The organism is Hominiventricola sp., assembly GCF_057604405.1.
Genome location: NZ_DBLYVB010000023.1, coordinates 14,322 through 30,759, shown reverse-complemented (window position 1 = coordinate 30,759; position 16,438 = coordinate 14,322). Strand labels below are relative to the sequence as shown.

Annotated in this window: 12 protein-coding genes and 1 pseudogene; 4 read left to right on the top strand and 9 right to left on the bottom strand. The window is 40.3% G+C overall.

Annotated features, from left to right (window positions below; genetic code table 11):
- Window positions 1-116: 116 nt before the first annotated feature.
- Window positions 117-326 (top strand): annotated as a pseudogene (locus tag ACZMB2_RS11835) (transposase); the annotation flags it as partial.
- Window positions 327-977: 651 nt separating this feature from the next.
- On the opposite strand, the gene ACZMB2_RS11830 reads toward ACZMB2_RS11835, so the two are convergent.
- The 6 genes from ACZMB2_RS11830 to ACZMB2_RS11805 form a co-directional block, all read right to left on the bottom strand.
- Entirely contained in the window at window positions 978-1,757 is a 780-nt protein-coding gene (locus ACZMB2_RS11830; protein ID WP_487596898.1) for a hypothetical protein, read from the bottom strand.
- Window positions 1,758-1,823: 66 nt separating this feature from the next.
- Window positions 1,824-3,080 carry an AAA family ATPase gene (locus tag ACZMB2_RS11825; RefSeq protein ID WP_487596897.1) on the bottom strand — a complete coding sequence of 419 codons (1,257 nt, stop codon included), beginning with the start codon at window positions 3,078-3,080 and terminating at the stop codon, window positions 1,824-1,826.
- A gap of 160 nt (window positions 3,081-3,240) precedes the next feature.
- Entirely contained in the window at window positions 3,241-7,728 is a 4,488-nt protein-coding gene (locus tag ACZMB2_RS11820; RefSeq protein WP_487596896.1) for an AAA family ATPase, read from the bottom strand.
- Window positions 7,729-8,042: 314 nt separating this feature from the next.
- Complete coding sequence (locus ACZMB2_RS11815) at window positions 8,043-8,558, bottom strand: hypothetical protein (protein ID WP_487596895.1); 516 nt, start codon at window positions 8,556-8,558, stop codon at window positions 8,043-8,045.
- On the bottom strand, window positions 8,524-10,434 hold the full coding sequence (locus ACZMB2_RS11810) for a hypothetical protein (RefSeq protein WP_487596894.1): 1,911 nt from the start codon (window positions 10,432-10,434) through the stop codon (window positions 8,524-8,526). Before ACZMB2_RS11810 ends, ACZMB2_RS11815 begins: the two co-directional genes overlap by 35 nt.
- 30 nt (window positions 10,435-10,464) lie before the next feature.
- Complete coding sequence (locus ACZMB2_RS11805; RefSeq protein ID WP_487596893.1) at window positions 10,465-11,175, bottom strand: FadR/GntR family transcriptional regulator; 711 nt, start codon at window positions 11,173-11,175, stop codon at window positions 10,465-10,467.
- Between the two features lie 202 nt (window positions 11,176-11,377).
- Here ACZMB2_RS11805 and ACZMB2_RS11800 point away from each other — a divergent pair, with 202 nt between their 5' ends.
- From ACZMB2_RS11800 to ACZMB2_RS11790, 3 genes are all read left to right on the top strand, one after another.
- Window positions 11,378-11,542, top strand: a complete 165-nt coding sequence (locus ACZMB2_RS11800) for a hypothetical protein (RefSeq protein WP_487596892.1) — start codon at window positions 11,378-11,380, stop codon at window positions 11,540-11,542.
- Window positions 11,526-12,305, top strand: a complete 780-nt coding sequence (locus tag ACZMB2_RS11795) for a GntP family permease (protein WP_487596891.1) — start codon at window positions 11,526-11,528, stop codon at window positions 12,303-12,305. Before ACZMB2_RS11800 ends, ACZMB2_RS11795 begins: the two co-directional genes overlap by 17 nt.
- A 246-nt stretch (window positions 12,306-12,551) precedes the next feature.
- Window positions 12,552-12,761, top strand: coding sequence for a hypothetical protein (locus ACZMB2_RS11790; RefSeq protein ID WP_487596890.1), 210 nt, complete (start codon window positions 12,552-12,554; stop codon window positions 12,759-12,761).
- 13 nt (window positions 12,762-12,774) lie between these two features.
- On the opposite strand, the gene ACZMB2_RS11785 is transcribed toward ACZMB2_RS11790, so the two are convergent.
- The 3 genes from ACZMB2_RS11785 to ACZMB2_RS11775 all read right to left on the bottom strand — a co-directional run bounded on the left by ACZMB2_RS11785 (window position 12,775) and on the right by ACZMB2_RS11775 (window position 16,050).
- Window positions 12,775-13,146, bottom strand: coding sequence for a hypothetical protein (locus ACZMB2_RS11785; protein WP_487596889.1), 372 nt, complete (start codon window positions 13,144-13,146; stop codon window positions 12,775-12,777).
- Between the two features lie 303 nt (window positions 13,147-13,449).
- Complete coding sequence (locus ACZMB2_RS11780) at window positions 13,450-14,322, bottom strand: Rpn family recombination-promoting nuclease/putative transposase (RefSeq protein WP_487596888.1); 873 nt, start codon at window positions 14,320-14,322, stop codon at window positions 13,450-13,452.
- Between the two features lie 837 nt (window positions 14,323-15,159).
- Window positions 15,160-16,050, bottom strand: a complete 891-nt coding sequence (locus tag ACZMB2_RS11775; protein WP_487596887.1) for an Rpn family recombination-promoting nuclease/putative transposase — start codon at window positions 16,048-16,050, stop codon at window positions 15,160-15,162.
- Window positions 16,051-16,438: the final 388 nt, after the last annotated feature.

Below are 16,438 nucleotides of genomic sequence, written 5' to 3'. Positions count from 1 at the left end.
TATAGGTTATAAAAACTATGCCGATATTTTTTGCTGATAATCCCTTATTTACTGGGATCTCATGAAATATCGGCATAGTTTTTTTATCGGTATAAGTCGTGCTAAGCCGATATCGGCTTAACACGACAAATGCGATAGAATCACTGAATTCCACCTACCGGAAGCTGAATCGCCAAAGGAGCGTATTTCCAAGCGATACCGCCCTGTTAAAAGCCCTGTATTTGGCCACTTTTGAGGCTACGAAAAAGTGGCCTACCACAATCCGGGATTGGGGCCAGGTCTATGGAGAACTGAGTATTATGTACGAAGGACGCTTACCTGAATAATCAAAAGACAGCTTAAAAAGACAGGCGGGAAACCGCCTGCCCTTGACATGCCTGTAAGCAACTGTTATATATAAAACAAGGGCGATAAGCCTAATCCGTAAGCTTATTGCCCTTAATTATCATAGAAGAATCTTATTTACAGAGATTTTCTCACACACTCGATTCTACCTCTTTCTGGTATTTTACACCATTTTTACATGCTATCTGGGGATGTTCGGTCAATTGTCCTGTTTCAAAACTTGATTCCACTGGTCATACAATCGAAGAGCTTAAAAAACTTGAATTTTTGCCTAGCGATGATCCTAATACAATACAATTGCCCACCTACATATCTCATCTCCTTGATTTAGAAAATATTGATTGCATTTTACAATATAATGAAAAATATTGGGTTCCTTTAAAAAATCGTTTTCAGGAAGCAATTTCAAAGATTACAGTTTAGAACATTTGTTTTCCTTTCCAGCGAACGATCAGAATTCATATATTGATTAAAAGGCTTAATTAGTTAACCACCCAAACAGAAAAAGATAATATACTTAAGGGAAGACGTAAAAACGTCGGAGTAAGCGCTTTTACATCTCCCCTCTTCTTTATTTTTTTCATTTAATAATTCTGTTTTTGTTTCTGAAATCTCTATTACAAATGAAAGTCTTATTCACAAATTACTCTTTCATACTTATGGTATGTAACCATCCCCTCTGTCATTGCTTTCAACCTGTATTCACCTTTTTTCAGAATCAGTGTATTTCCTTGTACCTCACAATTCATAACCACAAAGTCACCATTATAATCAGCTATTATTGCTTCATTGTTCTCGATAATTTCATATGTTTTCTTGTCCTCGATTCCATAATTCAACGTAGTAACCCATCCTAATCCTACATCCAAAAGATATATTATCATTGATATTCCCAATATGATTTTTTCTATTTTTCCATATTCTTTTTTCTCACAAAAAAATTTTCTTATAATTATTAAGTATGCCAGAAATATATCCACTACTATAAATATCACTAAAAGCACCATATTATCTATTACTTGCTTCAACCAGTTCCATTGGATTGTTTCAATAAGACTACTTGTATATACCAGATTTTGCGTAAAAAGAACTATCAATGTCGCAAAAAACATTAATATTACAAAGATTTTACTTTTTGATTTTTTACTAATATACGCAAATATGAAGGGGGAAACAGCTACAATTATTGTTAAAACCAGAAAATTTATTCTGTCGTCAAATATTGTTGTACCAGAAAAATATCTCTTATCTGCCCCATAAAATTCCGCGCAGGAAATAGAATAAATTTTTGTAACAAAAAAGTTCATTGCTCCTATTATCACAATTGCTGCCGCAAAACCTGTACCTAAAATATTCCATATATTATTTCTACCCCAATTTTTTATATCATCTATAAAAAATATTTTTCCCATATCTTATATACTCCTGTTCTTTAAAATTTCAAAAAATATGACTGTCCTGTCTTTACGTGCCATATATTATTCCTCCCGGAAAAAATCAATGGTTTTTAAGGATGGAATTGCACCATATTTCCCCAACAAATAATTTTTTTCATAACTTTCATCTTTTCGAATTCTAGAACCATCTTCATCAATAAAATCTGCCAATGAATACAATGTGGATAATCCCATGTCATCCTTCTCTGTGAACCAGATTTCATCCCGGCGCAGCAACTGATTTGATAACTGCCATGTATCATGCGTGGTAAATACCAGCTGTGCATGATTTACATTCACTTCCGGATTCAGAAATGTAAGAATGAAATTTCGTACAAGCAGAGGATGTAATCTGGCATTTAATTCATCTACAAAAAACACACCGCCATTTTTCAACGCTTCCTGCAGTTCCGGATATAACGAAAACATTTTTAAAGTTCCAGCTGATTCATGCGCCAATGGAATTTTCGCCATTTCATCTGAATTAATTTTTTTATGGAGCGCATCTATCATATATCTTTCTTCTTTCGAATCATCCTGTGTGGGAACTTTCGTGACCTCAAATCCTTTAATTGTCTCATCAAAAGAGGAAAAGTATTTTATAACATGATTCCGTACCCGTTCATCTTCAATAAATTTGTCAGGAAGCATACGCGACATGAAGAAATTTGTAGCCGCGTCACCAAAATCTGCAAATTCATTATTTAAAAACCAGTCACGAACTAGTTTACATTTAGCAACTTTCAGTTTTGCTCCTAATGATACAATCAGCACCTGCTTTTCCAATGCAATCTCAATATTTTCTCTGCTGGTTTTCGGAATGCCGGCAAGATCCAAAGTATGTTCATCCCGATAAAATATACTGGAATATTTACGGGCTGTTTTTGCTTTAGAATTCAGCCATTCTTCTGTCACACCTGTTTTTCCAATGCAGAAACCATAATTATAGCTTTTTTGTGCCTTGTCACCCGGAATGGTAAAATATACCTCAAAACTTGTATCCGCATTTTCCGATGACGTATCAAAAAGAAATGGACACGGTCTGATATCATCAAAGTCCTTTTCTTCATCCCCATATTTAAAGGAATTTACGACATATTTGCTCATATATTCAAAAGCCCCATAAACATTGGACTTTCCGCTTGCATTTGCTCCATACACTGCAGCTACCGGCAATATTTTTTCGCTGCCCACAGATACTACTCTTTCTGAAAACTCTGTCATTTTAGCAGCAGATAAATCCAACGTGGCTTCATCCCGAAATGATTTATAATTTTTAAAATTAAACTGAATCAGCATTATAGCAACCCTTCCTTTCATCTTTTATTATATGCCAAAACTGCAAAAAATCAACACTCAAATACGACTTTTTCTCATTTAAATGTTGATTTTTATCCAAAAACGCTGTGATTCTGATGCAATCAGACATTTCACATATATGCTCTACTATTTTCAAATCTTACCGCTCCATCAATTCTCTGCTGAGCATCCTCACCTGGCCAATCTGCTTTTCAAACATCATATCCCACAAATCCAGGCATTGTTCTGCTATTTTTTTATCTTTCTCCCTTGCAGATCCTGCGCACTCATCATACAGATCAAGAACCAGTTTTGAAATCTCCCGGTCTGGTCTCCAGAGACTTTTTTCTGCAGCGCATTCTCTGCTCAGAATATTTCTACATAAAGTAAGAATCAATTCTGCATATTCTTTGACAGAACCAGGTTCTGCTTCCAGAAAGCGCGAAAAGTCATATACTACTCTGCTGTCTAACTTTCCACTCATTATTTCTAATAGAAACTCGGCATCATTCTCCGCACTGATAAAATGTTCCCGGAAAATTCTGGAAAGTGCCCCTCTGTTACTGTTGGAAAAATCTTTACAGCTGAGAATAAGCATCTTTGCCTTTTCATGTTTTTCACCCACCCGGAGATACACAATCGCCATCTGTAAAATTGCATTTACCTGTAACTCATTCAGTCTTTCTGGATTTTCCACAATCTCTGCAAAAGCATCCGACATCATATAAAGTTCACAGAGCGTATATCCTGCCATCTCTATCAGAATCTCTTCCGTTGAGTCGAACCCATTTCTTATAATCTTCGATACTTTTCTGCTATATTTCGGATACAGCTTATATAACATTCCCTTTGATTTTCGAAATGCCAGCATTCTTACATCTGATTGATAAATACGCAGTATCTTCTCCGCCGCCCAAGACAGATCCATTTTCATGACAGGATACAGCGCAAATAATGCTGCCATTTTGGCAATTGGATGATCATCTGCTGCCATTTGTTCAATGGTATCCCGAAAACTTGTAAGAAGCTCCAGATTTTCCTCTAAAAGATGTCCTATTGCTCTGCAGGCGGTACCTTTTCTACAATTCATCACATGACCAAGCAGTTTCTCCGCATCCTGATTCTTTTCCTCCTGCCATGTATTATCTTCCTTACATCCTGCTGCAATCTGTTTTAAAGTTGCCAGAGTATCTTTCGACCAGTTCCTGTTGTTCGTATTCAGAATAATGTCACAAAAGTAATGCGATCTCGTTCCATCTGTTCCACATGGAAATGTGCGAAAAAGTTCTTCCAGCAATTCCGTGGAAACGGTATCCAGATGTTCACTGAAAGCAATACCGGCATATAGAGATTCGATGTAAACTGTTAATATCTGTGCCTGATGCTTCAATACCAACTGAATCATTTCTTCTATATTCTCTTTCACTACGGCGGTGAAATCTCTGGCATATGTTTCCAGAGAACTCTCTATAAATCCCCCTTCTACACTTTTCCACGATGCATTTTTCCGGGTTTTCATCTTCTGATTTGTAATAATTTGCAGCCATTGCCCGGAACCGATATTTTTCCCGGCTACCGGCGAAGCCACCCATCCACAGTTATCTTCCCCTTTTTTATAAGCAGTATCGAATTTTTCAAAACGCCGGTTCAAAACCTCCAGAAGATCATGACTCTTTGATGACTGCCTTTCTTCAGGAATGCACGGAAGCAGTTCATATTGCAGCTCTCCCCATACTGGCCAATAACCTTTTCTCTCTTTACGCCACTTATATTGTCTCGCAATATCCGCCGGACAATAGTTTGCTACTTTTTCTTCAAATTTTTCCAATACGCGATCCGTACAATAAGCTGTACATTTTTTCAAAATGTCTTTAGCATAATTTAATTCATTGCATTCGCCGCTGGTATATTCCCTGCAGTTTTCTTCCGGAGCAAGTGCCAGATATTCCATGATCTGGTCACTGTGCTCTTCAGGCAGAAAACGCAATCCATAGAGGATGATCTCATTCTTAACAAGAGATTCCGCCTTCATGTAAATCTTACAAACATTCCAGAACTCCTCTGAATCTTTTAGCGCCATGGTTTTAAATGCTTTTTTCAACAGATCTACAGCTGTCCGCTGACATGTATATTCTGAGATTTTCCGTTCCGACCAGTCTCCATAGCGAATTTTCCATGCCTTTCCCGCAGGCAGATATTTTATAAGCTGCCGGATTGCATAAATTGCATTCTCCCTATCTATTTCGTCGTCCTGCTGAAACCATTCATCCGTGTGCAAAGATTTTTTATTTTTCAGACATACTTCCAGAAGTCTGATCTTTCTTCTGCATAACTTCTGATCATTCTTTTCCTTCTCAATATAAATCTGTTCCAGCAATTCAGGATACTTTTCATAAAATTCCATTCTCAGTTCAAAGATTGCACCACATTCAAATGCCACACTATACCAAAAGCAATCTATAAACTTTCTGTCGTCTTCTGCATTTCTGAAAGCATTCTTTCTGATAAATGCCGCATCTTCATCATCCAGCTCTTCGCCAACACTTCTCAGCAAAACAAATACCTGCTCTTTTTTATCCGGATCTTCGTACCATTTCTGCAAGATTCCTTCTTTGAGTAAAACATGTATCATTCCATGATTTCCCATAAATACCTGTGAAATCAATTTTTCTGCATAAGGCTCTTCCTCGCAGTTTTCCAGAATAAAATCACGGATGACTTCATCTGGCTTCTGAATCTGTCCAAGTAATTCATAAAACAGATATTTTACATAATATCTCACCTGAGGAGACTCAAGCATTGCTTTTCCGGCCTGTACAAAATCCCCACTGCTGCACTCCAGTAAGTTTTGCAGAAACATCTGGATCTGATAACGCTTACTCGGAGTCTGATGTTCCCTGGTACCTGTGATTTCTTCAATGCTACAGTTATCATAGAATTTTTCCATCATTCTTTTGGAAACAAAATAGTCAAAAATTGACTGATGTGCAAATCCAATCTTGCCATCATCTCTGACCAGCATTTCTGCTGAGATCAAATAGTCCAGCCCCGCTTTGTCTACATCCAGAATGCGTTCCGGCAAATATAATCTGCCTGTCTGATCCAGTCTCTGTACCGTATCCGTTAATGTATTTCTCACCACCGACTCCGAAACTCCGTTCTGATCACTGTTACGCCTGATCTGATCGTACCATGCATCTATCAGATGACTTGTCGTCTGGCAATCCCCGCTCGTATGCACTTCATCCAAATGCTGCCATATGTAAAGATTACTCGGAGTCCGCAGTAACTGTTTCGTCTTTTCCCGCAATGTCTCATATCTCTGCCCAACAACAGTCCTTACTGTCGACTCATCAAGTTTGCCAACTTCCACATTCTCCCATTTCTTTCTTTTTTCGCCTTCCACAAATAAAGATTTAATATTGGCATCATTTTTCAAATCATAGGAACGGCATACAAAAATCATGACAATTTTATGGGTCCGCGATCTGTTCAGATTTTCCACTTTCTTAATAAGCTGCATGCAGACAGATACCGCTTCATAGGAATTTGCCTGCGTCCAGCGTAACGCATCCAGTTGATCAAGAATCAAAACTGCCGGTGTACTTTTTGCTATAGCATCCAATACTGCTGCGACAGAGCATGGAAATCCCAGTTGTTTTTCCCACTCTGCGCTGTTGATCTTTGGCATTTTACGGTCGAGTTTGATTGCCAGATAGGGAATCTCTTTATCCTGGCAATGACGAATAATTGCTTCCGTACATCCGCTCTTTCCGCATCCTGCACTTCCGCTGATAATAAAAGAGTTTTCATTCTCCACATGATGAATACAGGTTTCAAATTCCGACCGCGGGATCAAACCTTCTCTCAACGTTTTAAAACTGGTACTGTATTCCTGATTCAGTGCAGTGACTGTCGGCATCATTCTAGAATCATGCTCCAGATTACGTTCTTCGATGCCCTGCCTTTGAAAAAAATCCAGTAATGTGTGAATGGTGATCTCACGTCCCCAGATATGATTGTCTATCACAAAAGTAACTATCGCATTATAAACGATCTGCTCATCTGTGCAGAAAAGGAGACCGATCTTGTTACGAAGTCTTTCTCTTATCTCATCTTCTGAACACTGCTTCATATGGATCCGTCTCAGATAATCCATACTAATCCGGATATCCTGTTTCTGCGTACAATCCAGATTCATTGCTTCACAAAATGACTTATAAAACTTCTCCGTGTCTTTACTGGTTTTTATCTGATATTCATAAAAATCATCCGGATTCCCATTGGTATTCAGTACTCTGGAATTTAAATCCATTAATGCACTGCATCCAATCGGGCTTACCAGTGCTACATGCCTCTCAGCTCCCCGGTTCAGCTGCATATGCCAGGCGTCCATCACTCCCCTTGCCTTTAAATCCCCAATTGTCCAGTATTCCTTACTCGCATTCCGAAGCTTACACTGCTGATGCTCTTTTATCCCACTTTTATCTGTAACAAGAATATCTGTCCCCGTTTCATCAGCACCTATTGCTTCTATTACCACACTGTCTTTCGTCTCATTTACCAGATTCAGTAATTCATCTATGATGCACATGAGTTCATATCTGTTACCCGCTTTGTCTGCTCTTCCACCCAGTTCCAGTGCCATCTGCTGTACCTCCAGCTTTTTATCATGGTTACACTATATCATAATTTTTAGATACTTTTTTCTCCATAAGACAAATTTTTTCCAGATCAATGGGCAGTAATGGAACTGTTCACTGTATATATCCAGCATCCAAAGTTAACTTACACAACAGCACCCGTATGCAGAAAAAGCAGGATGTGCATCACTGCCCGTCCTGCTTATACCGGTCTGCTTTATTATTTTATAATTCCTCTACATAATAGATCAGTTTTACAGATCCCGAAAAACTTCCTTTTCCTTTGACCATGATCCGGTTATTGCCCGGTTTCACAACATTAGGATATTTTACAATATAATCCTGACCTTCTACACGGGTCTTGCCTACATAGGTCACCGTGATATCCGGATATGGTCTTGTTATAAGTAAGATTGACACCAGGTGTCAGTTCGCTTCCCGTATACAGGAATTTTTTCCCGTTTACTTTTGCTCTGATCTTCTTGGCAACGGTCTGGGGCTGAATTGTAAAATATACATGTTTCACACCGCTGTAACCATTTGCCTCAATACCACGGATTAGGATCACTGCTGTTCCAGCATTTACATTATTTTCATAAGATACGGTGTAATGCTTACCCTGTTTCAATTTTTTTCTTGTCACAGGATCTTTTACCATAATCTTCGGGGTAATACCTTTTCCGGTGTAACTCTGTGTCTTTATGTTTCCAACAGTTACATTCAATGTATCCGGTTCCGGCTCTTCAACGGTTGCTTCCGGCTGTGATGGGGCAGATGACTGCGATGGGGCAGGCGGCTGCTCAGGAACAGATGGCTTCTGGGGTAGTCGGAGCAAATGGCTTAGTCGGGCTACTCGGCTGTGACGGAGTAGTTGGTTCACTTGGCTGTGATGGGGTGCTCGGCTGTGGCGGAGTGGTCGGTTCACTCGGGGTTGGTGTTTCCTTCTCAATAATTCTGAACGACGTCTCTTTGGTAGAACTATAGTTACCCATCCCTGTAATAACAACTTTTGCAGTTCCAGCTTTTGTATTATCGCTATAGGAAACTGTATAATCTACATCTTCCTCCAGTTTCTTCCCATTATCGGTTACTGTCAGTTCCGGTTTTAAGGCATCTCCTGTATAGTACTGATCAGAAACAGGTTCTATGGCAACATCAGAAATACTTTTCTGTTCAATAACATAGGTTTTTGTCACAAGCCCGCTGTAATTGCCTTTACCGGTTACTGTGATCTCATAGGTTCCGGCATTTTTCATCTGATCGACAAAAACATCATCTTTTTTTATAACTATTGTATAATCCGTATCATTCTTTAAAATGGTATCTCCATCTGTTACTGCAATTAACGCTGTCCGTTCTGTTTCGCTTCCATCGTATTCTTTTGCATCGGTCAAGAGTGCTACCATCGAATCGGTGATATTCTTCGTAGCCGCTGGTACTGTATAATTTTCAGAGGATAAGGTTAATACATCCGTGTTATATAATGATCCGGTCTTTGTATCATATAGATATGTAATTTCGCGGGATGAACCATAATAAGTGGTAAGGGATGCCAGATATCCGGTTGAAACAGTTCCTGAAACGCCAGCCAAAAACAATTTGTCCGGAAACCCTGCCGATATCGTACCTCCCTTAGTTCCATCACAGTTTGTCACATCTGCCAGGTAGTTTTTCCCATCTTCCATCCGGACAATATTCCACATATGGCCTCCGCCATTCATCGTACCTGTCACTGTATAACAATTGATCTGATCACTACGAAAGGATGACAGATCACACAGATACTGAAATGCTTTGGAATATCCTTCGCACACGACGTTGGTATCCGGATTTCCGTCAAATACATAAATTAACTGCCACGGATCTCCATAACCATGGACACTTACATAATCCTCTTTTGCCGCTGCACTATGATAGGATACCAGGTCACAGATTTTCTGGCGGTATGCAGACAATTTCTCATAATCGGACTTTGATGTGTTTTCTGAAACAATATCCTGGGCATTTTTTGCAGCTTTAGATGCCGCTGAAGCTTTCTCTGGATCAATATAATTCTTATTTACATTCTCTTCGGTATCTGCCGGATCTGTTCCCTGATATGCGGACACCGGTGTAAAATACACAGTCAGGTTATACACATATGCGGTTGAACCTGCTGTACCGATATGATATCCCCATGAAGCTGCACCTTTTACCACTTTATTATACCAGTACATATCGTAGGGGCAGTCTACCAGAAGAGTGGATATAATCTCACTCATCTGTATCTTATTTGCAAAAGCTTCTCTTGCTTCTTGTTTTAAAGTATCTCCTGTTGCTTCCGTCTCCCATATAATGTCAAGATCATACGGGATTGCAACAACCGCAGTTCCGCCTTCATTGGCGATCTTATTTACAAGAGCTTTTAATTGACGGTAAATACTAAGATTTAAATCTTCAAATTTATCTTCTCCATAATTCGCATAAATAGATGCATCATCATTTCCATACAGTACCTGTTCTACATGTCCTGCAAAGAGTTCGTCGTTATCCGGCAGTTGTTCCAGAATCTCCGGATCGATCTCTACGGTTTCCTCGACTGTCAGATTCTGCTCCTCTGCTGATTCTTCCGCGCGCACTTCCATCACGCAGGAGTAATCAACAGCAGAACTCATCATCGCAGCTGCCAGAGCAACTGCAAGCAGACGTTTTTTTACTATCTTACTCTTCATTGGCAACCCTTTCTATAACACACCATTCTGCTACTCTTCCCCCAATGCCAGTTCTTTCCACGTACTCAAGGACTTCTCAATGGCTTTCTCGAATGCTATTTTATCTCTTTTCTCGATTGCATCCAGAATGCTGTCATGGTCCTTGGTCACCAGTGAGGAATAATCTCTGTTCGCCGTATAAAGGGATGGCAGACACAGTTCCAGCACACTTTTTCCGATACAGACGACGAACGGGTTATGGGTGCATTCATAGATGGTATTATGAAATTCCATGTCATTGCTTACGGAGACTTTTCCTTTTTTGAAATCCCGCTTTGTCTTTTCATGGACTTCTCTTAATCTCTGGATATCTTCCTCAGAAGCATTATCAATCGCCAATATTCCGCCTGAGATTTCAATCATCTTTCGGAATTCTACCAGCTTTTCCTTGCTCTCTGTCTTGCTCTGCAAAATCAACTGAAAAATCAGAGGATTCATAATATCGGAGTCCACGCTTGTCCGCACTCTGCTGCCGTTGCCTTTACAGATTTCCACAACCCCCATTGCTTCCAGCATTTTAATTGCTTCCCGGATGCTGGATTTTCCAACGCCAAGGCGCTCTGTCAGTTCATTTTCTGAGGGCAAATATTCTCCCGGAACAATTTCGCCGGAAATCAGTCCTTCTTTTATTTTCTCAACCACCATTTTGGATAATGACTGTCTTGGTACCGGCGTCATCCATCCTTCATTCTGTTTTGCCATAGTTCTACCTCATTTTCCATTTTTATCATCATATAATATTTCGTTTCAAAAGTCTATATTTGGTAAAAATATATAATTTTTAAATCAATTTTTGTTGCATTAAGTCAATTTTCACAAATCCATATTGACTTTTATTGGTTTCCATGTTACTGTTCAGACATCAGATGTCTTATATCTCATCAATTTAAAGGAGGGCCTTACAATGGCAAATATTTATTACGATCAGGACGCAAATCTGGAACTTATCACAGACAAAACTGTCGCAATTATCGGTTACGGAAATCAGGGACGCAGTCAGGCATTGAACATGCGTGATTCAGGAGTCAAACATGTCATCGTAGGCAGCCGCCATGATTATTGCTATTAAGATTTACACGGTACTGCTGGATAAGGGCATGTGGAATTCCAAACAGGACGAAACAGGTATTGAAGTTTATGAAGAAACAAAATCTGGCAAGGAAGAAAATCAGCCATCTTTCTTCATGTCACTTCTTCCGGTTATTCTTCCTGTTGTCCTGATTCTCATTGGAACCGTTGTCGGTGCCGTTATGGAAGAAACACCTGGCTGGATTTCATTTATCAGTAATAAATCCATTGCACTTCTGATTGGTGCACTTGTTGCTTACCTGGTTTCTTCTAAAAATATGAATCGGGATGAACGTGAAGCTTCCGTCACAGAAGCGTTAAAGAGCTGTGGTATTGTCCTCATGATCACAGGTGCCGGCGGCTCCTTCGGAGCTATTATCAGTGCAACGGGTCTCGCAGACATGCTTGCCGGAACGATCCAGAATATTTCCGCATCACCGGTAGTTGCGCTTCTGATTGCCTTTGTCATTGCCGCCATTTTCCGAATTGCACTTGGATCCGGAACCGTGGCTTCCATCACAACCATGACGATTATGGCTTCTGTTCCTGCTGCTGTAGGAATGCATCCCGTATGGCTGGCCATTGCCTGCCTGTCCGGTTCCCTAAGCTGCGGTCACGTGAATGACAGTGGTTTCTGGGTAAGTGCTAACCTGGCCGGATTTACCATCACTGGAGGATTAAAGAGTTATACCCTCGGAAATGCTATCACCGCTGTCTTTGCAATGCTGTTTGCAGTTGTTGGCTGTCTGGTCATTCCGTTATAAAAGATCTGTAGCCTGGGCATCGAATGATGCCTGGGCTTTTTCTTGCCGTTCATAATTTGTTCATTTATCTTTCAAAAAAGGTTCATGATCTGCACACGATTCCTTCACGATTATTGCATATAATAAAACCATCAAAAACAAAGAAGCCAGCTAATACTTTTTAAATAAACTTTTTCATAATAATGCCGGAGAAGCAGTCTCCGGCATCCTCCCTTTCTAGGTTCTCCTTTTGGAGGACCTTTTTTCATGCCTGTGGTGGAAAGCTGGGGCGGCACGGCTAACACGCGGGGAACGGGGCGGCGCTGCGGATTGCCCGGCCACGAAAAAATCCGGGGCTGTTGCAAAATAGATGGAGTAATCATCTATGGAGCGGCAGCTCCTTTTTGTGCCAAAAAAAATGAAAAAGCAGGCTCCGAAGAACCTGCCATTCATGGTATAATAAATTATGTCAAGTAAAATACCAAAAGAATTATACCGAATTCAATGAAACTTCGTCCAGATCCGTCAGCACCATTCCGCCAGCTGACGTAAGAGAGTCGTTACTGTAATGGATAAAACTGTCTCCCTTGGTACAGACACGCACCTGCTCTGCATCCGTAAATACCAGGCTGTCATCCGCCCTAAAATGAAGTGCAGAATCGGAAGCAAAATTCATGGTCTTCACTTCCATCTGCTGACCATCCTCCGTCACCGCCACGTCCAGAACATACCCATCTGACGGAAAACGGGGCTTTGCCTTGTCGCCAAGCACCACTCCTCCGATGGTCATTCCTATTGTTCCGGTCAGAACCACTGCCGTCAGACTTACAGCTATTTTATTTTTCAAAAACAGTTGAATCATATCCTTACCTCATTCATTTTTAACACTTTTTTTACATCATTTTTATGTAAATTGGTCATACCAAAACATGCTTAATAGAGGGCAGAATCACCTTCCTTGACCCTCTATATAGATAAGATAATATTAGTCCCTTTTTTTTTAGTCCTGTCAATATTTCCATCGAAATTTTCGACATATTTTTGCAACTTTTTAACTTTTTGGAATGTAAAAAATGATCTTTATTTGCCTTTTGGGTCTCGGGCTAAAAAAATGCCGGGGCAGTTCCAATGTGAGAACTGCCCCGACATTTGCTCTTCTTATTTATTATATTTCTTTTTTCAATACTCTGGCTGCAATCTGTATATCTTTTTCCTCTGGATATGCCCTGAACAGTTCTTCCATCTTTTTTATATCATTTACTGAAAGTTTCAATATTTTCGCTGTATCCTCCGCTGGTCTTTTATTTTCAAATTGAAAACGCGCAACACTTATTTCTGTGAGAATTCGACCCTCTTCACGACCTTTTTCTATATCCAATACTTTTTCTTCCCACTTCTGCATATACTTCACTCCCATCTCCTCGCTTGCCTTGATCTGGCTGACATGTTTATGAATCTTTTTTAGTTTCTCATTCGCACTGTTCTCTGCGAGAGCTGCATCTGTGCTTTCCATATATTTTAGAAACTCAGTCAGTTCAGGTGACACCTCTTCCGGATTTTTTCCGTGGCTGTTGAGAAAGATTCTGATTGCGCCATCTTCCATTGATAGTGCCGGATTTTCATCACATCGGGAACGGAATGTATATTGATATCGTCCTTCGCCAAACAGATCAAACGGTGTAATCATGATAATACAAGTATCGTTCATCTGATTAAAATTGATTTCTCCTGGTTCAAGCAGGGAAGAATCTATCAAACTTTGATAAAAACGACTCCTTTTCACAAGATCTTTCTTTTCTGCCTTCTGTGCCTCTGTATTATAAATCCGTTTTTCCTGATCTATAGCGTAGACATCCAGACGAATTGAACGCAGCCATGGCGCGGTACGGATTTCTTTCTCCGTCTGCGCCGGTGTCAGCAGTTTTAAATTGTCATCTCCAAATATAATCTGTAATACTGCTTCATGCGCCTCCGGAATATCCATCGTCTCATCAAACAAAAATTTGTCAAACAACGTCAGTTCCTGAAGTTTCTTCATAGGTGTGCTCCTTCCTTTGCCGTATAGAACACCGGAAGGAATGCTCTCTCGTAATCCTATCTTATCACAGGTATATCATCTCGAAAAGCTTCTTTTCCATTCCCGCTGTTCCATATGCACTTGTGTTGTCATTGTCGGGAATGTTGCTCGATCTGAGCTTCCGAAAATGAATTTCCTTGATTTAACAGATACTTTACAGAAATGAATTCTGTATGCAAATATTATAACATACAGTTTCTCTAAATACAACTATTCTATCAGAATCCAGATCTCCAATCGTTACGACTCAGAGATTGTTATGCGTCACGAACTCGGGGAGTTGTTCTGTGTCAAGATCCATGGACTCCAGTAATAGCCGGCGTCAGCCGCGGTGAAATCTCGCCCGCTTGGGTATATGTACTCCGTGCAAGCTTAAAAACCCAATTTTCTTCTGATTTCTGGGATTTTGTGGATTTTATACCTCTTGCGCAGAGAAGGTTGGGCAGATAGATCTATTCTATGGCACTGACACCCATTATGATAAGAATTGTTGGGTGTACAGGGAAGCTCTGTGGCTATCTGCCCGGTCTCCTTCTGAATATGCTGGAAAGCGGCTGAAAATGGCGGTTTCAAAGCGCCTAGCCAATCACCATCGGGCAGCAGGGAAAATCTCTGTTCTATATGCCCACGCAAGAGGTTCCTATGGCGGATGGGCCAGAACTCATGTAAACAATCTGGAAAGAAGAAAGTTTGTTGTGGCGCGTGGTGATGAGATGGCAGGACTCAGTAGAATGCCGGAGCAGCCACTCAGACGCAGAAAGTCCGGAAGGCCTCGCGATCTTCCGGACTTTCTGTTATTTATTCACAAACATCCGCTTTCAAAATTCTGGCTGCGATCTGCACATCTGTTTCTTCTGGATATTCTTCTAACAGCTCGGCTACTTTTTTAATATATTCTGGCTCAAGTACCAAAAGCTCTGCTGTTTCCTCTGGAGTTCTCTGAACCTGCTCAATTTGGTTTCGAATAATATATATTTCTGAAGCTCTGCCTTCTGCCTTCCCTTCTGCTCTTCCTTCTTCTCTATCAAGCACTTTTTCTTCCCACTTCTGCATATACTTCACTCCCATCTCCTCGCTTGCCTTGATCTGGCTGACATGTTTATGAATCTTTTTTAGTTTCTCATTCGCACTGTTCTCTGCGAGAGCTGCATCTGTGCTTTCCATATATTTTAGAAACTCAGTCAGTTCAGGTGACACCTCTTCCGGATTTTTTCCGTGGCTGTTGAGAAAGATTCTGATTGCGCCATCTTCCATTGATAGTGCCGGATTTTCATCACATCGGGAACGGAATGTATATTGATATCGTCCTTCGCCAAACAGATCAAACGGTGTAATCATGATAATACAAGTATCGTTCATCTGATTAAAATTGATTTCTCCTGGTTCAAGCAGGGAAGAATCTATCAAACTTTGATAAAAACGACTCCTTTTCACAAGATCTTTCTTTTCTGCCTTCTGTGCCTCTGTATTATAAATCCGTTTTTCCTGATCTATAGCGTAGACATCCAGACGAATTGAACGCAGCCATGGCGCGGTACGGATTTCTTTCTCCGTCTGCGCCGGTGTCAGCAGTTTTAAATTGTCATCTCCAAATATAATCTGTAATACTGCTTCATGCGCCTCCGGAATATCCATCGTCTCATCAAACAAAAATTTGTCAAACAACGTCAGTTCCTGAAGTTTCTTCATAGGTGTGCTCCTTCCTTTGCCGTATAGAACACCGGAAGGAATGCTCTCTCGTAATCCTATCTTATCACAGGTATATCATCTCGAAAAGCTTCTTTTCCATTCCCGCTGTTCCATATGCACTTGTGTTGTCATTGTCGGGAATGTTGCTCGATCTGAGCTTCCGAAAATGAATTTCCTTGATTTAACAGATACTTTACAGAAATGAATTCTGTATGCCAATATTATAACATACAGTTTCTCTAAATACAACTATTCTATCAGAGTCCAGATCTCCAACCGTTACAGCTCAAAGATTGTTATGTGTCACGAACCTGGAGAGTTGTTCTGTGTCGAGATCCATGGACTCCAGTGATAGCCGGCGTCATCCGCGGTGATACCAGGGCAGCGT